The sequence below is a fragment of the Streptomyces sp. NRRL S-244 genome (genome assembly GCF_000717915.1).
In the GTDB taxonomy this organism is placed as follows: Bacteria; Actinomycetota; Actinomycetes; order Streptomycetales; family Streptomycetaceae; genus Streptomyces.
The window spans coordinates 20,204-43,689 of record NZ_JOCX01000024.1; the positions used below are offsets into that span (position 1 = coordinate 20,204).

Sequence of the window (23,486 nt, forward strand, 5' to 3'; positions counted from 1 at the left end):
TTTCTCCCTTGTCTGTCAGAGGGTTGGTCCGGGGGGTGGGGAATGCGACGGGGTCTGCTGCGGGGTCTGCCGCGGCTCGGCCGGTACGTCGGCCAGCGCGCGGTCGACGAGGGCGCGGTCGACGAGGGCGCGGTCGACGAGGGCGCCGGCGGCGCCGCTGTACCCGGCCGGGTCGCACAGCTGCGCGATGTACTGCGCGTCGAGTCCGTGCCCGGCCCCGGACATCCCGGTGAGCACGGCGCCCAGGGGCTGCCCGCTCCCGGCGGCGGCGGCCGAGGCCTCGGTCAGCAGCTGCTTCGCGGCGGCCTTGCCCAGGCGCGGGGCGAGGCGGGCCGCGATGCGCTCGGAGACCACCTGGCCGCCGGTGAGGTCGAGGTTCTCGCGCATCCGGCCGGGCCGGACCTCCAGCCCCTCGGCGAGTTCCACCGCGGTGTGGGCGGCGCCGCCGGCCAGCCGCAGGCACTCGCGCAGCAGTTGCCACTCGGCGTGCCAGACGCCGGCGGCGCGCTCGTCCTCGGTGACCAGGCACTGGGTCAGTCCGGCGGCGATCACCGGGACCTGGAGGGCCGCCGCGCGGATCAGCGTGGCGAGCACCGGGTTGCGCTTGTGCGGCATGGCGGAGGAGCTGCCGCGGCCGGCTGCGGTGGGTTCGGCGACCTCGCCCACCTCGGTCCGGGTCAGCGCCTGCACGTCGACCGCGATCTTGCCGAGGGCGCCGGCGGTGAAGGCGAGCGCGGCGGCGAGATCGGCGAGCGGGGTGCGCAGCGCGTGCCAGGGCAGCACCGGGCGGGCGAGTCCGGTCTCGGCGGCGAAGGCGTCGACGAGCCGGTCGAGGTAGGGGTGGGCGGTGTCGGCGGCCACGTCGGGGCGGTCGATGTCGGCGTATTCGAGGTAGCCGGCGAGGGTGCCGGCGGCCCCGCCGAGCGAGACCGGCAGGCCCTCGTCCAGGACGCGGGCGAGGCGGGCGTCGGCGTCGAGGACGAGGGCGCGCCAGCCCGCGGCCTTGAGTCCGAAGGTGGTGGGGACGGCGTGCAGGGCCAGGGTGCGGCCCGCCATGAGGGTGTCGCGGTGGGTGTGCGCGAGGCCCGCCAGGGCCTGCGCGGTCCGGGCGAGGTCCGCCCGGATCAGGCGCAGGGCCCTGGCGGCCACCAGCATGGCGCCGGTGTCGAAGATGTCCTGGCTTGTGGAGCCCCGGTGGACGAAGTCCGCGGCTTGCGGGTCGATGCCGCGGACCACCGCGGTGAGGGCCTGGACCAGGCCCACCACCGGGTTCGCGGTCTCCCGCGAGGCGAGCGCGAGGGCCCTCACGTCGAACCGCTCGGCCCGGGCGGCCTCGGTGATGGTGGCCGCGGCGGCCCCCGGAAGGGTGCCGAGGCTCGCCTGGGCCCGGGCCAGGGCGGCCTCGGCGTCGAGCATGGCCTGGAGCCATGCCCGGTCGCCGACGGCCGCCTCGACCGGGGTGCCGGCCCGCACCGGAGAGAGCAGGCCGGCGTCCACGAGAAGGCCCTCGCCGGTCATACGATCACGCCGGGCAGGGTGTCCTCGGCCGAATCGTCGGCCACCGCGCGGATCCCGGCCGGGAGGCTCGCGAGCGGCGGCAGGGCCAGGACGGCGCGGGCGATGGCGTCGGAGTCGCCGAGCGTCACCGAGTCCACCCCGGGCCGGATGCCCGCCGCCGTGACCCAGTGCACGGACTCGGTCGGCACCCCGTAGGCGAAGCGGCGCGCGTGGGCGGTGCCGCGGGCGTCGATGAGCCGGTACGGGCGCTCGGTGACCGCGAGGCCGCCGGTCTGGTAGCCGCCCTGCTCGCCCGAGATGACGTACGGCTTGGCCTGGTCGGTGTCCAGCAGGTGCTGGAGCAGCGGGTCGGAGGTGCGCCGCAGGTCGGGCTCGGGCAGCCGGGACTCGATGAGCACCTGCGCCTTGATCTGCGGGCCGGGCACGGACGTGGACGCGGCCACGTACGTCTGCGTGTCGGTGTCGATGCGGACCTGGGTGCCGGGGCCGGTGATCGTGAGGACGCCGGCCTCGATGAGGGCGATCATCTCCTCGATGCGGGAGGCCGGCGGGCCGATGGAGAGGAAGCCGTTGAGCGGGGTGTACCAGCCCTCCAGGTCGTCGCGGTGCGAGTCGCCGTCGAGACCGCCGTGGTCGACGGCGAGCCGGACCTCGTTGCGCAGGTCGCGCAGGACGTCCAGGGCCGACTTGATCGGGCCGCTCAGGTTGCCCTGGCGGGCGGCGGCGACGTCGGCCGCGAGGTACGCCACCAGCCAGCTCTGGAAGGCGTCGCGGTCGGCGAACTGCGTGTCGCCGTACGGGACGGAGAGCTTCTCCCAGCTCCAGTGCTGCTCCTCGGGGATGCCGTACTCGGCGAGCAGCCAGCCGCGGGACTCGGCGTCCTCGGTCTCCAGGTAGCGCTCGGTGAACGCCTCGCGCTCCTCCGGCTGGCCGTTGGCGGCGAGCAGGGCACCGTAGTAGACGCTCTCGACCTCGAGGGAGATGAAGGGCCACAGGTCTTCCTTGAAGGTGACCCTGCCCCCGGCGGCGGCGCGCTCGCGCAGGGCGCGCACGTAGTCCGGGGTCAGCAGCTTGGGGTAGTAACGGCCGTACGCGCCCTTCTCGTTGTCGCCGCGGGCGTGGTACGGGATGCCTCGCCGGGAGAAGGCGTACAGCCGGGGCTCCTGCCCGGACGGCTGGTAGCCGAGCTTGCCGTCCTCGTCGCGGACGAAGGCGCCGCCGCGGCCGTGGCTGAACAGCGCCATGTAGTCGAAGAAGTTCAGGCCCAGGCCGCGGATGAGCACGGTCTGGCCGGGCTTGATCTGCGCGAGGTCCTTGTCGGCGGGGTTGCCCGGCGTCAGGTAGGTCAGGTAGTGGATGCGCGCCAGGGAGGCGGTGCGCGCCTCGCGCGGGGTCAGGCGGGCCGGGACGTGGCCCTGCGCCAGGATGATGGCGTCGAGGTCGTTCAGGCGGGTGCCGTCCTGCAGCCGGACGCCCTGCGGGCCGCCGGGGATGCCCAGGGTGTCGGCGACGGCCACGGCGCGGGAGCGGTGGACGTGGACGGTGACGTGCTTGGGGGCACCGACGATGACGCGCTGGAAGCACTCGCTGAGGTAGTTGCCGTAGAAGGCGCGGGTGGGGTACGTGTCCGGGCCCATGGCCGCGGCCTCGGCGAGGGTGCCCTCGTCGTAGTCCCCGAACTGGCCCAGCACCGAGAGGGACTTGGCCCACTCGTACAGGCTGGGGCCGGGCTCGATCGGGCCGTCGATCTTGCAGCTCTCGTCGGTGTAGACGGTGATCTGGCAGGCGACGGTGTTCATCAGCAGGTGGCGGGACTGGCCGGAGCGCCAGACCTGGCCGGCGCCGGGCGCGGCCGGGTCCACGACGTGGATGGCGACCGAGTCGTGGACGGGGTTCTCCCGCTCGTTGGCGACCAGGCGCTCGACGACGGACAGGCCGCGGGGGCCGGCGCCGACGACGGCTATCTCTACGGACGAGCTGCTCATGCGTTTTCTCCGATGCTGTGGGGATGCGGGGTGGGAGCCGGGTCTGCGCGGTGGTGGGCCGGGCGCGGTGGCGCGGCGGAGTTCACCGGGGCGCTCATGCGGCGTCGGCTTTGACCTCGGTTCCGGTTTCGGTTTCGGCTCCGGCCTCGGCTCCGGTCGCGCTGTCCGCGCCGTCCGCGCCGTCCGCACCGCCCGCGACCAGTCGGGCGAGTTCGAGGCGCTTGATCTTGGTGGTGGCCGTCTGCGGGACGTCCTCGAGGCGCCACTGGACCGGGGCGGCGAGCTTCGGCAGGCCGATGACCGCGGACTTCCACGCGATCAGGTCGAGTGGCTTGTCGTCGCGCGTGCACACCACGGGGACCGGGACGCCGTCGGCGCCGGGGATGATGATGACCTCGATGAGCTCGTGCAGCCGGGTGAAGAGCTTGTCCTCGATCTCCAGGGTCGATCCGATGCCCGGGATCTCGTCGACCTCGCGGTCGAGCAGGTGCAGGCAGCCCCACTTGGTGCGGTAGCCGAGGTCGCCCATGCGCCACCAGCCGTCGTTGACCTGCTTCTCCCAGCGCTCGTGCTCGGAGAGGTAGGTGATGATGCGGCCGTCGGACTTGATCTCGATGAAGCCGGGGTTCGTCTTGGTGACGGGGTTGCCGTCGCGGCTGACGACGCGGACGCCGGTCATGCCGGGGAACGGTGATCCCACGCAGCGGCCGTCGAAGTCCGCGCCGCCCTTGCGGGTGTAGGTGCGGGCCGCGATGGGGCCGACCTCGCTCTGGCCGTAGGCCTGGGCGAAGAGCGGGTTGCGGCGCTTGGTGGCGTTCAGCAGGATGCTGACGGTGCGCGGGTGGATCGCGTCGAACGTCGAGCTGTAGTACTTGACGTTCGAGAGCGGGCCGCGCGGGTCGTCGGCCAGTGCCTCCCAGCGCAGGAAGGTGTTGGGGTGGGCCTCGATGAACCCGGGCGGGACCTGGGAGAAGATGTCGCCGACGGTCTCCGGGTCGTCCTCCTTGAGGACGATCAGGGTGTGGCCCTGGAGGATCGAGATCGGCATCGCCGTGAACATCCGCGAGTGGACGAACGAGACGTGCACGGCGACGGGTTCGCGCTTGGCGACGGCCGAGAAGACGGTGGCCTGCGGGCGGTAGCGGGCCTCGAAGGTGTGGCCGGTGTGGACGGCGAGCTTCGGGGTTCCGGTGGTTCCCGAGGTGTGCGTGATCAGGGTGGGGTGGTCCGGCGGCATCGGGATGGCCGGGACGCGGGTGGCACCCGCGAGCGAGGCCAGTTCGATGGCCTTGCCGAAGGAACCCGTGGTCAGCAGCACCTCGGCCGTGATGTCGAAGATCTCGGCCGGCAGGTTGTGGTCGAGCTTTTCCTGGTCGGTGATCAGGAAGGGCCGGTCGATGCGGCGGACCAGCGTCGCGACCGTCTCGCCGTCCAGCTTCGGGGACAGCAGGGCCGGGATCGCGCCGATGCGGGCGATCGCGCAGGCCAGCAGGGAGATGTCGAAGCCGTCGGACTTGTGCACGACGACGTGGTGGTTGGGCCGTACGCCGACCGACCACAGACGGGAGGCGAAGTCGTCGATCAGGTCCGCGAGTTCGGTGAAGGTGGGGCGGCGCCCGAGCTGCGGGGCGATGTCCAGGTCGTGGTCCATGACCACGAGGCCCGCAGGGGTGCGGGCGGCCGCTCGGTCGAAGAGCGTACCCAGCCGGATGCCCTTGTTTCCTATGCGCTGGAGAAGCATGGCCTCGTTCTCTCAAGAGTGTCTTCGATGGCGTACGGGGATTGGGCCGGCACCGGGTGGGAGGCCGGTGCCGGCGTCCGGGTGCGACAACGCAGGCTCAGCGGCCTTCGACGACGTCGCGGATGCGGGCGAGGGTGGCGTCGAGGTCCTGTTCGAGCTTCTCGGTCCAGTCGGTGATGAACTGCTTGCGCTGGACCTCGTCCAGGTCGGCGACGATCTTGTGGATGCCGGCCGTCGCCTTGCCCATCCGGAAGTGGTGCACCAGGACCGAGCCCTGCTGCGCCGGCTCGATGTCGAAGCCCCAGACGGACTCCTGGTCCTCCTGGGCGTGGGTCAGCATCATCCAGCGGAAGGTGCGGCCGGGCTCGGCCGCCGTGACGCGGGCCTCGGTGTACCAGGTGCCGCGGACCAGCGGGGCCCAGCCGACGACGTCCTCGGCGCGCAGGTTCTCGCCGCGGAAAATCGCGCCGACGCTGGAGGGTTCACCGGAAATCCACTCGCCGCCCTGGCATTCCGGGCTCCACTCGGCGCTCCGGGTCAGGTCGCTGACGACGTCGTAGATCTCCTGCGCAGTGGCCGCGACGGGAATATCCGCGCGGACCTCGAAAAGCGGGGTCGAGTCGATGATGGAGTTCGTCATGGCCGAAATACTGCTGCTCGACCATTCGCCACTCAACACTCTTACCGCAGGTCCATCAGGTCTTTTACCCGTGTATTGCACAATGAAATTCAAGACATGCGGGAGCGGCGCCGCGATAATGTTTCCACGGCGCCGTCGGCGGCTTTTTCCGCAGCTTTTTCCGTCAGCTTTATCCGTCAGCTTTATCCGTCAGGAACGGGCGCGCAGCACCAGCTTTCCCGTCACCTTGCCCTCGTCCAGCAGGCGGTGCGCCTCGGCCGCCGCCGACAGCGGCAGCACCTCGGTGCCGCGCGGCCGCAGCAGCCCGGCCGCCGTCAGCTTGTTGACGTGGGCCGCGGCGGCGGCCAGCCGGCCCGCGGTGGCGTGCGAGATGGCGAAACCGCGGACCGAACAGTCCTTGAGGTAGAGCGGCCCCACCGGCAGCACGGGACGGGTGCGCAGCCCCGCGAGCAGCACGATCCGGCCGCGGCTCGCGAGCAGGTCCACCGCGGTGTCGAGGTCGTTGCGGCCCGAGGTGTCGACGTGGATGTCCACCCCGTCCGGGCTGAGCTCCCGGATCCGGCCGGCCACGTCGGGGTCCTTGTAGTCGATGACCTCGGCCGCGCCGAGTCCCCGTACGTAGTCGAAGTCGCGCGGCGAGGACGTGGCGATGACCCGGGCTCCGGCCTGCGCGGCCATCGTGACCAGCGCACTGCCCACGTTGCCCGCGGCCCCCGCCACCAGCACGGTGTCGCCGGCGGTGACCTGGCCCTGGTCGAAGAGGGCGAGGTAGGCCGTGACGGCGGGGTGCGCGAGGGCGACCGCGTCGACCGGGTCCACCCCCTCGGGCAGCGGGTAGAGCCGGTCGGCCGGGACGACGGCCTGCTCGGCGGCGGCGCCCTGGCGGCCGTCGTGTCCGAGGCTGTTGCACCAGACCCGGTCCCCCGGCGCGAAGCGGTGGGCGACCTCGGGGCCGGCGGCCAGCACCGTACCGACCAGGTCCCTGCCGATCACGAAGGGGAAGGCGAGCGGGGTGCGCCAGGCACCCGAGCGGACGAAGGTGTCGACGTGGTTGACGGACACGACGTCGACCTCGACGAGCACGTCGGACGGCCCCGGCTGTGGAGCGGGCAGCTCACCGAAGCGGATGAGCTCCGCGGGACCCAACTGTTCGATATAGGCGGCATGCATGGTTCGGATTCTGTTCGCAGCGGCCGCCGCGGGAAACCCCGTGCCGCTTTTCAGTCAGGTGTGAGTTAACCGATCACCGGCGGCTTTGTCAGGTGCGGCCGCCCCACCTGACGGAGTGACCATCGCCCGGTGGGTGCCACCCCAATTACCCAGCAGCATCGATAATCCGCCACCCCTCAGTTCTGCCCATACGCCAGACTTGGGCCCATTTCCTGGGAGTTTCCTGTGGTTACAGCTTCACTCACCGTCAGAAAAGCGTCGGCCCTCCAACAGCCCGACTGGGCCGATTTCCCCGAACTGACCAAAGTAAAGGACGATCTTTCCCAGCGTCCCGCTTTGGTCAATGCCGGAGACGTCCGCCGCCTGCGCTCCCACCTCGCTCGGGTGGCCGCGGGCGAGGCCTTCGTGGTCCAGGCGGGCGACTGCGCCGAGGACCCGTCGGAGTGCGACGCGGGCTACATCGCGCGCAAGTCCGCCCTCCTCGACATGCTCGCCGGCACCCTGAAGATGATCACGCACAAGCCGGTGGTCCGGATCGGGCGGCTCGCCGGCCAGTTCGCCAAGCCGCGCTCGCGCCCGACCGAGGTCGTGGACGGGGTCGAACTGCCCGTCTACCGCGGGCACATGGTCAACGGCCCCGACGCCGGCCTGGCCGACCGCCTCCCCGACCCGTTCCGCCTGCTCTCCGGCTACCGGGCCGCGGCGCAGGCCATGGCCCACCTCGGCTGGACCGACCCGGCCCGCCGCTCCGGCATCTGCCCGCCGGTGTGGACCAGCCACGAGGCGCTGCTCCTCGACTACGAACTGCCCATGATGCGCTGGGACGAGGAGGGCAGCCCGCTGCTGACCTCGACCCACTTCCCGTGGATCGGCGAGCGCACCCGCCAGATCGACGGCCCCCACGTGGACATGCTGGCCGGGGTCGTCAACCCGGTCGCCTGCAAGGTGGGCCCGTCGATGGAGCCGGAGGAGCTCATCGAGCTGTGCCGGCGCCTCGACCCCTGGCGCGAGCCCGGCCGCCTCACCCTGATCGCCCGCATGGGCGCCGACCTGGTCGCCGAGCGCCTGCCCGCGCTCGTGGACGCGGTCCGGCAGGCCGGACACCCGGTGATCTGGCTGACCGACCCCATGCACGGCAACACCTTCTCCGCCCCCGGCGGTCACAAGACCCGCCTCGTCGCCACCGTCGTCAAGGAGATCCAGGGCTTCCAGGCGGCCGTGGCCCAGGGCGGCGGGATCGCGGGCGGGCTGCACCTGGAGACCACCCCGGACGACGTCACCGAGTGCGCGACCGGTGAGGACCAGCTGGACACGGTCGGAGAGAAGTACACGAGCCTGTGCGACCCCCGACTCAACCCGAACCAGGCCTACGCCGTGGTGACGCAATGGCGGGCCTGAACCAGCAGGGAGATTGGACATGGAGAACAAGGTCGCCCTCGTCACAGGAGCCGCGGGAGGTATCGGCTTTGCCGTAGCCCGCCTGCTCGCCGAGGAGGGCGCGACGGTGGCCGCCGTGGACCGGGACGCCGAGAGGCTGCGGGACTCGGTGGAGAAGCTGGTCGCCGACGGACTGGACGTCCACGCCCACCCGGCCGACGTCACCGTCACCGCGCAGGTCGAGGCCGCCGTGGACGCGGTCGAGTCCGAACTCGGCCCGCTGGACTTCCTCGTCAACACCGCGGGGATCCTGCGCCTGGGCGAGGTACGGGACTTCAGCGACGAGGACTGGCTGCAGACCTTCGAGGTCAACGTCAGCGGCGTCTTCCGGCTGTCCCGCGCCGTCGTCAACCGGATGATCCCCCGCAACCGCGGGGCCATCGTCACCGTCGCCTCGAACGCGTCCGGCACCCCGCGTACCGCCATGGGCGCCTACGGAGCGTCCAAGGCCGCCGCGACCATGCTCACCAAGACGCTCGGCCTGGAAGTGGCCAAGCACAACATCCGCTGCAACGTCGTCGCCCCCGGGTCCACCGACACGGCGATGCTCGCCTCCATGTGGGAGGACGAGCAGGGCCCCGCGAGGACCATCGCGGGCAGCCCCGAGTCCTACAAGGTCGGCATCCCGCTGGGCAAGCTCGCCCGGACCAACGACATCGCCGAATCCGTGCTCTTCCTGCTCTCCGACCGCGCGGCACACATCACCCTGCACGTCCTCACCGTGGACGGCGGAGCCACGCTCGGAGCGTGAGCCCGCCCCCACCCGGACCGCCCGCCCCGTCCACCCCGCCCACCCCCGCGCAGCCCCTTTGAGGAACAGACATCCGAGAGGACATTCATGGCCGGCATACCGACCATCGAGCCCTATCCCCTCCCGACCGCGGGAGACATCCCCCCGTCCGTACCGCAGTGGTCGTTCGACCCGGAACGAGCCGTGCTGCTCGTCCACGACATGCAGCGCTACTTCCTCGCACCCTTCCCCGAAGGGCTGCGCGCCGAGCTGACCGACAACGCCGTACTGCTGCGTGAACACTTCAAGGCCCACGGCGCGCCCGTCGCCTACACCGCCCAGCCCGGCGGCATGACCCCCGAACAGCGCGGGCTGCTCGCGGACATCTGGGGTCCCGGGATGCGTACGACGCCCGAGGACCGGGAGGTCGTCCCCGCGCTCGCCCCGGCCCCCGAGGACTGGGTCTGCACCAAGTGGCGCTACAGCGCCTTCTTCAACACCGACCTGCTGGAGCGCATGCGCGCCGCCGGCCGGGACCAGCTCGTCATCTGCGGTGTCTACGCGCACGTCGGCGTGCTGACCACGGCCATCGAGTCCTTCAGCCACGACATCCAGACCTTCCTGGTCGCGGACGCCATCGGCGACTTCAGCGAGCTGGAGCACCGGCTGGCCATCGACTACGCGTCCAAGCGGTGCGCGGTCGTCACCACCGCCAAGGAGATCGCGGGATGACCTCACCCCTGCTGGCCCGCATCCTGGGCCCCAATCCGCCCCCCTTCGCCCTTCTCTACCGCCCGGAGGCCACCGGCCCCGGGATCCTCGACGTCATCGTCGGCGAGAGCGCCACCGTGGACTCGCTGGCGCAGCTGCGCGCACCGGGCGCCCCCGGTGAGCCGGACGCCGCGGCCGCGCAGGCCGCGCAGGCCGCGAGCGGCTCCCGGCACGAGGTGCTCGCGCTGATCCCGTACCGGCAGATCTCCGAGCGGGGCTTCGCCGCGCCCCGGGAGGACACCCCGCTGGTCGCGATGACCGTCACCGGGCAGGAGCAGATCTCGCTCGTCGAGGCGCTCTCCCGGATCCCCGACCTGCCGATCGAGCTCGAAGGAGGCACGTTCGACGTCTCCGACGAGGAGTACGCGGACACCGTGCGCCGGGTGATCTCGGACGAGATCGGCGAGGGCGCGGGCGCCAACTTCGTTCTCAAACGGTCCTGGACCACGGGCATCCGCGCGTACTCCACCGGCCACGCGCTGACCCTCTTCCGGCGGCTGCTGGAGCGGGAGTCGGGCGCGTACTGGACCTTCGTCGTGCACACCGGCGAGCGCACGCTCGTCGGCGCCAGTCCCGAGCGGCACGTCAGCCTGCGCGGGGGCACCGCCGTCATGAACCCGATCAGCGGCACCTACCGCTATCCGGCGGCCGGGCCCTCGCTGCCGGAGGTCATGGACTTCCTCGCCGACACCAAGGAGGTCGACGAGCTCTACATGGTGGTGGACGAGGAACTGAAGATGATGGCCCGGATCTGCGAGGGCGGTGCCCGCGTCGACGGGCCGTACCTCAAGGAGATGGCCCGCCTCGCCCACACCGAGTACTTCATCGAGGGCCGCAGTACGCGGCCCCCGGAGGAGATCCTGCGCGAGACCCTGTTCGCCCCGACCGTCACCGGCAGCCCGCTGGAGAGCGCGGCCCAGGTGATCGCCAAGTACGAGCCCCAGGGCCGCGGTTACTACAGCGGCGTGCTGGCGCTGATCGGCCACGACGAGCAGGGCGGGGACGCGCTGGACTCGTCCATCCTGATCCGCACGGCCGACATCGGCGCCGGCGGCGAGGTCCGCATCGGGGTCGGCGCCACCCTGGTGCGCCACTCCGACCCGTGGTCGGAGGTGGCCGAGACCGCGGCCAAGGCCGCCGGACTGCTCGCGGCCCTCGAATCGGGGGGCGGCCCGACCCGGTTCGCCACCCATCCCACCGTCCGCGCGGCACTGGAGGACCGCAACCGCACGATCGCCGGCTACTGGCTCAAGGAGGACCAGGACCGGGCGGCCGTGGATCCGGAGCTGGCCGGCCGAACGGTGCTGGTGGTGGACGCCGAGGACACGTTCACGGCGATGATCGCCCGCCAACTGGACTCCATCGGCCTGGACGTGACGATCCGCCGCTACGACGAGTCGTACTCCTTCGACGGGCACGACCTGGTGGTGATGGGCCCCGGCCCGGGCGACCCCAGGGACGGCTCCCATCCCAAGATCGACCACCTGCGCGCGGCGATACGGAACCTGCTGGACGAGCGGCGGCCCTTCCTGGCCGTCTGCCTCAGCCACCAGGTGCTGTCCACCGCGCTCGGCTTCGATCTGGTCCGCCGCAGCGAGCCCAACCAGGGCGTGCAGAAGGAGATCGACTTCTTCGGCAGACCGGAACGGGTCGGTTTCTACAACACCTTCGCCGCCCGCTCCCTGGTCGACTCGGCCGTCGTCCCCGGTGTCGGGCTCGTGGACATCAGCCGCGATCCGCAGACCGGGGAGGTGCACGCGCTGCGCGGCCCGCACTTCGCGTCGATGCAGTTCCACGCCGAGTCGGTGCTGACGCAGAACGGACCGCGCATCACCGGGGACCTGCTGTCCTCGCTGACCGCGCGGGTGCTCGCCGCCTGACGCGGCGCGGGGCGGTCCGGCCCGCCCGGACCGCCCCGCGACCCCGTACCTGACAAGGTCCCACGGACGCCGTTGTCGGCATTTCCCCGGGACGGAACCATGAGTTTCACGCAGTGTTGAGGAGTCGTAGAAATGATCACGACGGGAAATCACGGTGCGCGCAATGCTTTTTCGGTGGGCGTGCTCGGTACGGGGTCGTACGTACCGGCTCATGTCGTTTCCAACGAAGAAGTCGGAGCGCCGGCCGGAGTCGATCACGAATGGATACTCGGCAAGACGGGAATACGCGAGCGGCGCTGGGCGAAGCCCGATGAAGCAACATCCGATCTCGCGGTGATCGCGGGGCGGGCGGCACTGGAAAGCGCCGGGATCCGCGCCCGGCAGCTGTCGTTCATCGTGGTGGCGACCTCCACCCCCGACCAGCCCCAGCCGCCGACGGCGGCCGTGGTCGCCGCCGAGCTCGGCGCGGACCAGGGCACCGCCGCCTTCGACGTCAACGGCGTCTGCACGGGCTTCCTGTTCGCCCTGACCACGGCACAAGGCATGCTCGCGGCCGCCACCGGCGAGGGCTACGCCCTGGTCATCGGCGCCGACGTGTACTCCCGGATCCTCAACCGCGAGGACCGGCGCACCACGATCCTGTTCGGTGACGGCGCCGGCGCCGTCGTCCTCGGCCCGGCGGCCGGGGAAGGACGCGGCATCCTCGCGAACCGGCTGGCCAGTTTCGCGGCCGACCGCCATCTGATCGAGGTCCCCGGCGGGGGCAGCCGCATTCCGACCACCGCCGAAACCCTCGCCGAGGGACTTCAGTACTTCACCATGAACGGCCGGGGTGTCCGCGATTTCGTCGCCGCGAATGTCCCGCCCGCCATCCACGCATTCCTTTCTGAACGCGGCCTCACCACCGCGGACATCGCGCATTTCGTTCCGCACCAGGCCAACGGACACATGCTGGAAAACCTCTCCGAGGAAATCGGAGTGGGCACCGAACGCACCTGGACGACGTACGAGAGGTACGGCAACACCGGCGCCGCCTCAGTCCCGATCACCCTCGACCGCGCGGCCCGCTCCGGCCGGCTGGCCGACGGCGACCTGGTCCTGCTCGCGGGCTTCGGCGGCGGCATGGCCCTGGGTCTGTCGCTCGTCCGCTGGTAACCCCTCCCGCGGACCCCTCCCTCCCTGCCCTCCCCCGCTCCCCCGGGGGGCGACACCCTTCAAGGAGATTCCATGCTGGACGCAACCCCGATCGACGACGCCCGGGTCGACGCCTACCTCACCCGGATCGGCGCGAGCCGCCCCGCGCAGCCCGACCTCGCCGGACTGCGGCACCTGGCCGAACGCGCCGTGCTGTCCGTGCCGTTCGAGAACCTCGACTACCACCTCGAAGGCCGCGAGATCCACATGGATCAGCGCTCCGTCGACAAGGTGGCGATCGACAACCGCGGCGGCGGCTGCTACGAGGTCAACCCGGCGCTCGGCTTCGTGCTGGAGGCCCTGGGCTACGAGGTCGACATCCTGCCGGGCCGCGTGCACCGGCCGGAGGGCCTCGGCCCGTTCCTCGGCCACCTCGCCCTGAAGGTCACCATCGGCGACAAGGTGTACCTCGTCGACACCGGCTTCGGCCGCAACAGCCGCTTCCCGCTCGACTTCACCAGCCGCGAGGTCCAGAGCGACCCGCACGGCGAGTACCAGCTCAAGGACGTCGAGGGGCAGCCGGGCACGGTGGACCTGTGGCTCGGCGGCCGCCCCCTGTACCAGGTCGTCGAGACCCCGGTCCGCATCGAGGACTACGGCCCCTCGCTGTGGTGGTACCGCACGGCGCCCGACTCCTCCTTCATGCAGGCCCTGTTCTGCTCCATCCGCACCGAGACCGGCCTGGTGACCCTCAAGGGCCGCCACCTGAACGTCGTCGACGGCGACCAGCGCTCGAAGACCGTCCTCCAGGACGACGCCGAGGTCATCGCCGCCTACAAGACCCACTTCGGCATCAGCCTCGACCGACTGCCCACCGAGCCGGAGAACTCCACCACCACCGGCGTCCGCACCGACTGAGAGAGTCCCAGAGGCCATGGCTGACCTGATAGCCGGCGAGAGCCGGCCCACGAGAGAGGGCGAAGCGGTACCCGCCGCCGCCGGGGCGTCCGACCTGGACGTCCTGGTGGTCGGGGCCGGCCCCACCGGCCTGCTGACCGCCGTCGAACTGCTGCGGCGCGGCATCCGCGTCCGCGTGATCGACCGTGCCGTCGAACCCATGCTGACCCCCAAGGCCCTGTCCGTCTGGCCGCGCGCCCTCGACATCCTCGAGGACACCGGTCTGGGCGGCGTGGTCGACGAGGCGTCCGTACGGATCAACACGCTGAGCTACTTCTCCGAACGGCGCCCGCTGGCCTCCTTCGGATTCTCCGACGACCTGGCGTGCCGCACCCTGCCCCAGCACGTCACCGAGCGGCTGCTCACCGAGCGGCTCCAGGCACTCGGCGGCAAGATCGAGCGCGGGGTGCGGCTGCTGGCCCTGGACGGGCTGGACTACTCCGGCCGGATCGAGGCCACCGACGGCGTGACGGCGGTGCTGGAGACCCCCGAGGGGCTGCAGCGGCTGCGGGTGCCGTTCGTCGTCGGCGCCGACGGCGCCGGCAGCTCCGTCCGGGGCCAACTCGGCGTCGGATTCGAGGGATCGACGTACGAGATGGCCTTCGCACTCATCGATGCGCGCATCGAGGGGTACCTCCCTCCGGACGAGTGCCACTTCTACCAGTCCGCGAACGGCGCACTGGTGATCGTGCCCATCCCGGGCGGGATCTTCCGGTTCCTGTCGGTGATGCCCCAGGGCGGCGGCGAGGTCGACACCGCGATGATGCAGGCCGTCATCGACGAGCGCGGGCCGCGCGGCGTACGGATCAAGGAGGCGGTTTGGAAGGCCGTGTTCCGGGTTCACGCCCGGCGGGCGAGCGAGTTCCAGCGCGGCCGGGTCTTCCTGGCCGGCGACGCCGCCCACGTGCACAGCCCGGCCGGCGGGCAGGGCATGAACAACGGCCTCCAGGACGCGCACAACCTCGCCTGGAAGCTGGCCTCGGTGATCCGGGGCGAGTCCCCCTCCTCGCTGCTCGCCTCCTACGGCGAGGAGCGGGCGGAGGTCACCCGCCAGCTCGTGCGCGACACCGACTTCCAGACCAGGGCCTGGCTGTTCAAGTCCAAGGCCACGGTGGCCGCGCGCGACGCGGCGTTCCGGCTCCTCGACCGGACCGGGATCGTCTCGGAGTTCTACGCCCCGGTGATGGCCGGCCGCCGGCTGTCCTACCCGGTGACCCGCGACACCCAGCAGCCCTCGGGCTGGACGGGCTGCCGGGTGCGGCGCTCGCTGCCCGGCGCCCTGGAGGTCGGCGCGGTGTTCCCGCGCCGTCTGGCACTCGCGTACGGGATCTCCGGGCCGGCCGCGGATCCGCACGGCTGGAACCTTGTGGTCGTCCCGGACGGGAACAGGGCCTGGGAGGAGGAATTGGGCCACATCGTGGCGCAATGGCCGCTGTTGCGGCAAGTGACGGTACGCCGCCGCGACGCCGCCGCGCAGGCCGGATGTCGCTCCGCGGGGTACTACCTGATCCGACCGGACGGGCACATCGCAGCCCACGGCCATGCCCGGGATCTGGGACGACTGGAAGCGGAGCTTCGACTCTCCCTTTCCTGAGTGACAACCCACCGATATCCGAACGACGATATCCGGCCAGAGAAATACCGGATAACCCACCGGTTTTCTCGTTACGATGTCGGTTCCCGTTTCGTTCCCTCCTCGGCTCCCGCTTGAGCGGGAACGGAGAGGGACTGGAGCAGGAAGCCCCGTTGCGAATCTCTGTCATGTCGAAAGCGACACGGGATTTCCAAACAAACAAGGGGTACGAAATGCGCGGCAAGCTCGCTGGTCTGGTCGGTATCTTCGCCCTCGCCCTCGCCCTGGGCCTGGGTGCGGCAGTAGAGCAGGACCACCAGGCCAACGGCACCAAGGGCCACTCCGTACTGGCGGACACCAAGGGTCCGGGCGTCGCCCCGGCGACGCCCCCGACCACGCCGCCGACGCCCCCCACCGGCGCCTGATCCACCCCCCGCGCAAGCAGTGGGCCCCGTCCGATACCGGACGGGGCCCACTGCTTTTGCTTTACCGTCGCGCGCCGCGCTCCGATCAGAGGGTGCGCCGCCCCTCGGGTGGCACCCCCATGGTCTCGAAGAGCATGTCGGCCCGCTCCCGGTACTGGGCAGCGTCCGGCAGGCCCAGCTGCCCGGCCGCGGCCGCCATCCCGTCCAGCGCGTGGGCCATCTCGACCCGGTAGCCCATGCCCTCGGCACACGCGAACGCGCGCTCGTGCAGACGCAGGGCCTCTTCGTACCGGCCGTTGCGGTTGTGCTTGAGCGCCAGGACGTTGTCCACCCTGGAGCGCCGCTGCGGCGAGATCGTCGAGTTGAGCAGCTCCAGCGCCGTGGCCTCCTGCTCCTGCGACCGCCGCGTGTCGCCGCGCCGGTCGCTGAGGTCCGAAGAGACCGCGCAGATGAGTACGAGAACCTCGTCCGGGCAGGAAGAGCCCGTGTTCAGCGCCCGCGAGAGGCTGGACTCCGCTTCCTCGAACGCACACGTGCCGCAGTACGCCAGAGCCAGAGTCGTCCAAGCCAGGGCCTCCTGCTCCGGGAACCGGAAGGCACGGCACAGCTCGATCGCCTGTCGCGCGGCGTCGAGCGCCTGCTCGTACTGGCCGAGCGCCAGGCAGACCGTACCGACATTGTTGAGGTCCTCCGCCTGCTGCTGCGGAAGCTTGGTGCGGTCCCCTCCCTTGAGCTCCCCCACGGCCTGCGTCGTGTAGTCGTACGAGCTCGCCAGGTTCCCCAGCGCGTAGTGCGCGATCCCCAGCAGTCCGAGGGCAACCGTTTCGTCGTCCGGGCCCCCCGCCTTCCTGGCCCAGTCCAGCGCTTCCTCCGCAGCCTCCACGGCCTCGTTGAGCCGACCCAGCTTCCAGCAAGCCACCCCGAGGTTGTTGAGGGTCTGACAGATGAGCAGGGGATCGCCGATGCTGCGCGTCGCGATGAGGCCCGCCCGGCACACCGCTTCGAACTCCGCGAAGCGTCCGCGGAGGTTCAGGTGGAAGGACGCGTTGCGGGCCAGGGCGAACACCAGCTGTGGGCGCCCCTCGTGGCCGCCCCGGGCCAGGAGGGTCTGGATGCCCGCCGTCTCCCGGTCGAACCACTCCAGGGTGCGGTCCTCGCGACGCATCGGAGGCAGCGCGTACGCGGTGTCGGGTGCATCCACGTCCAGGGTGCGGCGGCTGGGGAACAGCAGGGTGCAGGCGGCCTCCGTCGCCGCCGTGTAGTAGCCGAGCAGCCGGCCGTCGGCCTCCCGGGCCTCGCGTCCGCTCCTGCCTTCGCCGAGCGAGAGCGCGTACGTCCGCACCAGATCGTGGAAGGCGTACATCCCCGGGTCGTTCTGCACCAGCAGGTGCATGTCGAGGAGGTCCTCCAGCATGTCCTCCGCGTCCCGGACGCCGGTCTCCAGCAGGGCCGCGGCCGAGTAGACGTCGACCTCGGCGCCCGGGTGCAGGCCCAGCAGGCAGAACGCGGCCTGGAGCTCCTCCTCCAACGCCTTGTACGACAGGCTGAGGGTGGCCGCGACGCTGCGCTCGCCCGCGCTCAGCTCGTCCAGCCGGCGCGTCTCGTCCTCCAGCCGTTCGACCAGGTAGCGGACGGTCCAGCGGGGACGGTTGCGCAGCCGGGCCACCGCCAGCCGCAGGGCCAGCGGCAGGTGCCCGCAGAGTTCGGCGAGTTCGGCGGCGGCCTCCGGCTCCCTGGCCACCCGGTTGTCGCCGAGGAGCTCGGTGAGCATCACCCGGCTCTCCTCCGGCTCCATCACCCCCAGTGAGATCCAGTCGGCGCCGTCCAGATCGAGCAGCCTGGCCCGGCTGGTGACCAGCACCAGGCATTCCGTCGACGACGGGAGCAGGGGCAGCACCTGGCCCGCGTCCAGGGCGTTGTCGAACAGGAACAGCAGGCGGCGGCCCGTCAGGGTGGCCCGCCACAGGCCGATCAGGCCCGCCTCGTCGTCGGGAATGCTGTCGGCGGACACCCCGAGGGTGCGCAGCAGGCCGACGAGGGTGGCGGTCGGCCGCTGCGGCTTCTCGCCGGGGGTGAACCCGCGCAGGTCGGCGTAGAGCTGGCCGTCCGGGTACTCCTCGGCCAGCTGGTACGCCGTCCGCACCGCCAGCGAGGTCTTGCCGCAGCCGCCCATGCCGTCGATCGCGACGACCCGGGGCCCTTCCCCCGCGTCCTGCCGGCACGCCTCCAGCACCTCGGCCAGCTCGCGCTCGCGACCGGTGAAGTCGGGAGTGCCGGGCGGCAGGGTGCAGGGAGCACCGTGCAGCGAGGCGAGGGTCGGGAAGCGGCCGCTCCCGGGGCCGGACGGCGCGGACCGTTCGTCCTCCGCGGCCGGTGCCGGGGACCGGGACGTGGGCGGCCCGGCCACCGGCACCGGCCGGGCGGCCGGGCCCGCGAGTTCGGGGGAGGCGCGCAGGATGTCCTCGTACAGCTTGGTGAGCTGCGCGCTGGGGTCTATGCCCAGTTCCTCGACGAGCAGTTCGCGGACCTTGGCGTACTCGGCGAGCGCCTCGGCCTGCCGCCCGGAGCGGTACATCGCCAGGATCAGGTGTCCGCGCAGCGATTCCCGCAGCGGGTGCTGTGCGATGAGGGTGCGCAGGTCCCCGATGAGCTCCCCGGCCTCCCCCAGTGCCAGACGCAGTTCGAAGAGCTGCTCGGCCGCCCCCAGCCGGCGTTCTTCCAGTACCGCGCCCGCGGCCTCGACCACCGAGCCTCCGGCCCCGGACATCACCGGGCCGCGCCACAGGGCGAGGGCGGCGCGCAGTTGGTCGGCCGCCTCCTGGGGCAGGTCGGAGGCGGCGGCGTGCCGGGCCTGTTGTATGTGCCCGGTGAATTCGAGCAGGTCGAGCTGGTCCTCCGCCACCTGTACGCGATAGCCGGGACCGTCCGTGACGATCAGCTTCCCGCCCCCCGGGATCCGACGCCGCAGGTCGGCGACCGCCTTCCGCACCTGATGGGAAGCGGTTACCGGTGGTTCCTCATCCCATACCGCCTCCACAAGACGGACAACCGGGACAATATTTCCCGGTTCCAGCAGCAGAGTGGCAAGAACTCGTTCGTAAATTTGACCGCCGAGCTTTAACCGATCTCCTGCCGTCCACCCTTCAAGCGGTCCGAGAATATTGAAACGCACCTGGCTTTCCACCGAATTAGCCATGGCCTCCTTGCCCCATCCCCCTCAATGCCCCCTGCTGAAGAGCCTTCAGCAGGATCCTAAGAGCTTACGGGGGGAAGCGGTAGCGAAGAGGGAACGAAGCGGGAACGGCACCGAAGACAGTTGCGTCCTGACTCGGACTCAGGAGCAGCGATGAAGACTTTCGGCCTCGGCGCCAGCCGGCGGACCGTGCGGCGCGCGGCGAACCATTCCGGCACCCGGCCTGCCGCCGCGCACAGCGCATACCAAGCACCTGTAGCCACCCCTCCGGCACAGGACCCCCACTTCCCACCCGCCCTGCCGTCGACCACGACGGCGGACCACAGAGCCCAGATCATCGAAGCGATGATCTCGGAGCTGGCTCCGCAGCTGTTCAGGTCGCTGCGCCGCAGCGACCAGCGCGCCCGCGGCGAGCAGTACCTGCGGGGACTGCTCTACGCGGACGGACGCAAGTCGATCCGCAACATGGCCGGAGTCGTCGGCGGAGCGGGCACCGAGCAGTCACTGCACCACTTCATCAGCGAATCCACCTGGAACTGGGCCCCGATGCGCGCGGCGCTCGCCCGGTACACGGAGGAGATGGTCCAGCCCAAGGCCTGGGTCGTCCAGTCCATGCCGATCCAGAAGGCCGGCGAGCAGTCGGCGGGCATAGACCGCCGGTTCGTCCCGGAACTGGGGCACTCCGTGCACGGCCAGCACTCCTTCGGCCTGTGGATGGCCTCGGAGGCGATGAGCGCCCCGGTCAACTGGCGGCTGTACCTCTCCCCTTCCTGGCTCCAGGACGAGGAGAAGCGCCGCCGGGCCGACATCCCGGACTGGGTGGACGAGGAGTCGCCGGGCGAGTGCGCCACGGCTTCCGCCCTCGAGGTCCTCGCCTGGGGCGGGGTGGAGCGCCGCCCGGTGGTGCTGCCCTCGCGCGACTTCGTCAGCAGCGCCGTGCTGAGCCGCTTCCACGCCGCGGGCGTTCCCGTCATGGCCCGGATGCGGGCGATGGACCAGCTGCGGGTCGCCGACACGGCGATGCCCGGGTACGGCGCCGGCCCCATACCGGTGTCGGACATGCTCCAGCACGTACGCGGACTGCGCCGGCCCGTCGAATGGCTGGACCCCTCCTCGGGGACGCCCGTCGTGCGCAGCACCCTGGTCGCGGGCATACGCGTCGAGCTGCCGCAGCCGCGCCGCTCGCCCTCCGGTCCGCAGCAGTGGCTGCTGATGGGCGAGTGGACCAACCGCAACGGCCCGCCCAGCGAGTTGTGGCTCACGGACCTCACCACGACCTCGCTCGACGGGCTGATGCGGCTGGCCAAGCTCAGCCGGCGGACGGCCTTCGACAGCGCCGACACCGGCGAGCGGGCCGGTCTGCGCGATTTCGCCGGCCGCTCCTTCAAGGGCTGGCACCGCCACCTCACGCTCTCCTCGGCCGCCCACAGCGTCGCGATCGGCGCCGACCACGCCGCTGGCCGCACTCGGGCGGAGAGTTCGTCCGGCACTCCGTCGGCGAACCGGCCGCTGCGGCAGATGGGCTGAGGCGTGTCGTCCGAGGATGACGGTACGCCGCGCAAAGGGGAATGTTCGGGGCCCGCTCCCGTGCTCCCTCGGCCCGCATCACGCGGGGGTTCCCGCGGTCTGCGGCGCCTTCCCGGCGGCCGGGGCCGGCTGCGGGAGGCGCATCGTGGCCAGGGCGACGGCGGTGAAGTAGACCGCCCAGCCCAGCCAGGCCCAGCCGCCCCAGCCGACGGAACTGGTGATGAGAGGGGGTCCCACGACGGTGGTGACGGCGAACCCGAGGTTGAAGGCGGCGAGGTAGCCGGTCTTGCGGCCCTCGGGGATGTGCAGCAGGGCGACGCCGGTGGTGCCGGACACGATGAACAGCTCCCCGAGGGAGAAGAGCAGCGCGGCTGCGACCACCAGGGCCAGGTTCGTGCTCGCACCGCCGAACGCCGTCAGCGGTACGACCCCCGCTGCCAGAGCCGACAGCAGCCCGCCGCGCCGCATCATCCTGCGGGCGGTGGCGAAGTCCTCGGACCCCTTGCTGATCCGGACCTGGAGCGCGACGACGACGGCGGTGTTGAGGACCTGGACCAGGGTCACGGTCCAGGCGGGAGCCTGCGTCTGCTGGACCACCCACAGCGGGACGCCGAGTCCGAGCACGAGCGCCGACATGGTCAGGGCCCCGTACAGGACGGTGATGCGGAGGAAGGCCCGGTCGCGCAGGACGCTGCCGCGTGAGGGGCCGCCCTGCGCGGCCCCGGCCGGGCGCCCGCCGTCGCCGAAGGTCCGGCAGACCACGGCGCAGCCGATGAACAAGGCGGCGGAGAGCACCATCACCGCCCGGTAGGCCCAGGCCTCGTCGATCGCGATGGCCGCCCCGGAGGGCAGCGCGCCCGCGGCCATGCCGGCGTTGCGCAGCGAGCGGAGCCGGGCGAGCGCTCCGACCGCCTCCTCGTTGCTGGCCCGGGCGATCAGGCCCGATTCGATCAGCGGGCTGATGCCCCGGCTCAGCACCCCGGCGACCGCCGAGGCGAGCAGGGCGGCGATGAAGGAGGAGGCTGTGGCCAGCGCCAGGAAGGCGGCTGCGCGGACCAGGAACAGGACGGTGAGCACGGTACGGGTGCCGAAGCGCTCGGCGGCCCGCGCGATGGGCATGGCGCCCAGCAGCGAGGTGATGCCGGCGATGCCGAGGACCATCCCGATCTCGGCGTTGGGCAGGTCCACGGCCTTGTGGAAGAAGAGGACGGACAGGGACAGGTACATTCCGAGTCCGACGGCGTCGGAGAGTCCAGTGGCGTAGATGCGTTTCTTCATCGGAACGATCCCCACGTCATGAGTAGGCGGGATTGCGGAGTCGGGCGGGGGTGGGTGGGTCCGTCCACGGCTAGGTCGCCCGGGCCAGGGCGGGCTCGGACTGCGCGCCGGCCGCCACGAGTTCGATGCCGAGGGCCCGCTCGACGCGGTCGGCGAGCTCCAGGGCCCGGCCGGGCGTGGGCGCGCCGAGCATGAACGTCGCCAGGTGCAGGGTCCGGTCCCGGCTCGCCGTCTGGCCCGGCCCGAACCGCGGCTTCACGTAGGCCAGTTCGGGGAAGGTGGCCATCAGCTCCTCCGTCGGGGTCTGCGCGGCCACCAGCCACTCGCCCGCCGGGATCGGCACCATCCTCATCAGCGCCGTCCGCCTGAACTGCGGCACGGTGTCCGGCGCGAGGCCCAGCGCGCTGCGGCCGATCTGCTCGGCGTAGTCGTACCCGGCGCCGACCTCGAACATGACCGGCATCGGTCCGCCCGCACGGGCGTTGACCTCGATGACGCGCGGCCCCCGCGGGGTCAGCGCGATCTCCGTGTGCACGGCCCCGGTGGTCAGCCCGATGGCCCGGATCGCCCGGTCCGCGCAGTCGACGGCGGCCTCCTGGACGGCGGGGTCGAGCCTCGACGGCATCGAGGCGCCCTCCTCGGCGTAGCCGTGGCGCAGCGCCAGCCGGTCGGAGACGGCCAGGTGGTGCCGCTCCCCGGCCGCGAGCAGCGATTCGACGCTGCAGTACGCCGCCCAGCCGCTGTCTCCGTCCGCCTCCAGTTCGAGGCGCTCTTCCAGCAGGAAGACGTCCTCGCTCTGCAGGAAGGCCGAGACGGTGGCCCGGCCGTCGCGGTAGGCGTCCAGGAGTTCCCCGTAGGTGCGGACCAGCCGCACGCTCTGGCTGCCGGCGCCGAGCGAGGGTTTGAAGACGGCCGGCAGGCCGATGCTCCGGGCCGCCCCCGCCAGATCCGCCTCCGCCCGTATCTCCGCGAACCGCGGGGAGGGCACGCCGTGTTCGGCGAAGACCTGCCGCTGCCGGTACTTGGACTGGGCGATGGTCACCGCCTCCGGCGCGTTGCCCGGCAGCCCGAGGCGTTCGGCCAGCTCGGCCTGGGGGCGCAGCAGCAGTTCGGAGTAGGTGACGATCCCCGACAGCGCGTACCGCCCGTGGAGGGCGAGGCCGACGGCCACCGCGTCGTCGAGGTCGGCCGCGGTCAGGAACTCTCCCCGCAGTCCGCGCGCGGCCCAGTCGGCGCGCACCGGTTCCGGGTCGCCCCAGGCCGCGATGTGGACGACGGAGACCGCCGGGCTGAGCCGGGACAGGGAGTCGAGCGCCGCGGCGGGCGGGTGGCCGCCGATGCCCGAGATCAGCAGCAGGTGCGGCTGTTCCTCGGAGCCGGCGGACGGGCGGTCGGAGCGGGGGGTCATGGCGCGTCCTTTCAGGTGACGGGCTTCGCTTCGCTGGAGTCGGGGTCGCTGGAGTCGGGGTCGCTGGCTTCGGGGCCGGTGACTTCGGGGGTCGGTGACTTTGGGGGTCGGTGACTTTG

At 71.6% G+C, this 23,486-nt stretch carries 17 protein-coding genes; 9 read left to right on the forward strand and 8 right to left on the reverse strand.

Annotation, left to right across the window (positions count from 1 at the left end):
* Nucleotides 1-15: 15 nt before the first annotated feature.
* The 5 genes from IF02_RS0125150 to IF02_RS0125170 all read right to left on the reverse strand — a co-directional run bounded on the left by IF02_RS0125150 (nucleotide 16) and on the right by IF02_RS0125170 (nucleotide 7,054).
* Nucleotides 16-1,518, reverse strand: coding sequence for a lyase family protein (locus IF02_RS0125150; protein ID WP_078622314.1), 1,503 nt, complete (start codon nucleotides 1,516-1,518; stop codon nucleotides 16-18).
* Nucleotides 1,515-3,503 carry an FAD/NAD(P)-binding protein gene (locus tag IF02_RS0125155; RefSeq protein ID WP_030160655.1) on the reverse strand — a complete coding sequence of 663 codons (1,989 nt, stop codon included), beginning with the start codon at nucleotides 3,501-3,503 and terminating at the stop codon, nucleotides 1,515-1,517. The genes IF02_RS0125150 and IF02_RS0125155 overlap by 4 nt, the downstream gene beginning before the upstream one ends.
* A gap of 94 nt (nucleotides 3,504-3,597) precedes the next feature.
* Complete coding sequence (locus IF02_RS0125160; RefSeq protein WP_078622315.1) at nucleotides 3,598-5,244, reverse strand: AMP-binding protein; 1,647 nt, start codon at nucleotides 5,242-5,244, stop codon at nucleotides 3,598-3,600.
* A gap of 97 nt (nucleotides 5,245-5,341) precedes the next feature.
* Complete coding sequence (locus IF02_RS0125165; protein WP_030160660.1) at nucleotides 5,342-5,884, reverse strand: SRPBCC family protein; 543 nt, start codon at nucleotides 5,882-5,884, stop codon at nucleotides 5,342-5,344.
* Between the two features lie 189 nt (nucleotides 5,885-6,073).
* Nucleotides 6,074-7,054 (reverse strand): NADPH:quinone reductase, encoded by a 981-nt coding sequence (locus tag IF02_RS0125170; protein ID WP_030160662.1) that lies wholly within the window; start codon nucleotides 7,052-7,054, stop codon nucleotides 6,074-6,076.
* Between the two features lie 225 nt (nucleotides 7,055-7,279).
* Here IF02_RS0125170 and IF02_RS0125175 point away from each other — a divergent pair, with 225 nt between their 5' ends.
* The 8 genes from IF02_RS0125175 (at nucleotide 7,280) to IF02_RS0125210 (ending at nucleotide 15,961) form a co-directional block, all read left to right on the forward strand.
* Complete coding sequence (locus IF02_RS0125175; RefSeq protein WP_030160663.1) at nucleotides 7,280-8,452, forward strand: 3-deoxy-7-phosphoheptulonate synthase; 1,173 nt, start codon at nucleotides 7,280-7,282, stop codon at nucleotides 8,450-8,452.
* A 19-nt stretch (nucleotides 8,453-8,471) separates the two neighbouring features.
* Nucleotides 8,472-9,242: a 2,3-dihydro-2,3-dihydroxybenzoate dehydrogenase gene (locus IF02_RS0125180; RefSeq protein WP_030160666.1), complete on the forward strand. Its 771-nt coding sequence runs from the start codon at nucleotides 8,472-8,474 to the stop codon at nucleotides 9,240-9,242.
* 87 nt (nucleotides 9,243-9,329) lie between these two features.
* Nucleotides 9,330-9,953 (forward strand): isochorismatase family protein, encoded by a 624-nt coding sequence (locus IF02_RS0125185; protein ID WP_030160668.1) that lies wholly within the window; start codon nucleotides 9,330-9,332, stop codon nucleotides 9,951-9,953.
* On the forward strand, nucleotides 9,950-11,872 hold the full coding sequence (locus IF02_RS0125190; RefSeq protein WP_030160670.1) for an anthranilate synthase family protein: 1,923 nt from the start codon (nucleotides 9,950-9,952) through the stop codon (nucleotides 11,870-11,872). The genes IF02_RS0125185 and IF02_RS0125190 overlap by 4 nt, the downstream gene beginning before the upstream one ends.
* 132 nt (nucleotides 11,873-12,004) lie before the next feature.
* Nucleotides 12,005-13,027: a 3-oxoacyl-ACP synthase III family protein gene (locus IF02_RS0125195; RefSeq protein ID WP_051696523.1), complete on the forward strand. Its 1,023-nt coding sequence runs from the start codon at nucleotides 12,005-12,007 to the stop codon at nucleotides 13,025-13,027.
* 72 nt (nucleotides 13,028-13,099) lie between these two features.
* Nucleotides 13,100-13,924, forward strand: coding sequence for an arylamine N-acetyltransferase family protein (locus IF02_RS0125200; protein WP_030160675.1), 825 nt, complete (start codon nucleotides 13,100-13,102; stop codon nucleotides 13,922-13,924).
* A gap of 16 nt (nucleotides 13,925-13,940) precedes the next feature.
* Nucleotides 13,941-15,557, forward strand: coding sequence for an FAD-dependent monooxygenase (locus tag IF02_RS35985; protein ID WP_030160678.1), 1,617 nt, complete (start codon nucleotides 13,941-13,943; stop codon nucleotides 15,555-15,557).
* Nucleotides 15,558-15,769: 212 nt separating this feature from the next.
* The gene (locus tag IF02_RS0125210; RefSeq protein WP_030160680.1) at nucleotides 15,770-15,961 is read left to right on the forward strand and encodes a hypothetical protein; all 192 of its coding nucleotides are present in this window, start codon (nucleotides 15,770-15,772) and stop codon (nucleotides 15,959-15,961) included.
* A gap of 85 nt (nucleotides 15,962-16,046) precedes the next feature.
* Here IF02_RS0125210 and IF02_RS0125215 read toward each other — a convergent pair whose 3' ends face one another.
* Nucleotides 16,047-18,863 (reverse strand): BTAD domain-containing putative transcriptional regulator, encoded by a 2,817-nt coding sequence (locus IF02_RS0125215; protein ID WP_324603784.1) that lies wholly within the window; start codon nucleotides 18,861-18,863, stop codon nucleotides 16,047-16,049.
* Between the two features lie 636 nt (nucleotides 18,864-19,499).
* Between IF02_RS0125215 and IF02_RS0125220 the strand changes: the two genes are divergently transcribed.
* Nucleotides 19,500-20,681: a transposase gene (locus tag IF02_RS0125220; protein ID WP_158708559.1), complete on the forward strand. Its 1,182-nt coding sequence runs from the start codon at nucleotides 19,500-19,502 to the stop codon at nucleotides 20,679-20,681.
* A 78-nt stretch (nucleotides 20,682-20,759) separates the two neighbouring features.
* Here the strand turns inward: IF02_RS0125220 and IF02_RS0125225 are convergent, their stop codons facing one another.
* Nucleotides 20,760-21,959, reverse strand: coding sequence for an MFS transporter (locus IF02_RS0125225; protein ID WP_030160687.1), 1,200 nt, complete (start codon nucleotides 21,957-21,959; stop codon nucleotides 20,760-20,762).
* Nucleotides 21,960-22,029: 70 nt separating this feature from the next.
* The gene (locus IF02_RS33280) at nucleotides 22,030-23,367 is read right to left on the reverse strand and encodes an ATP-grasp domain-containing protein (protein WP_051696524.1); all 1,338 of its coding nucleotides are present in this window, start codon (nucleotides 23,365-23,367) and stop codon (nucleotides 22,030-22,032) included.
* Nucleotides 23,368-23,486 lie beyond the last annotated feature (119 nt).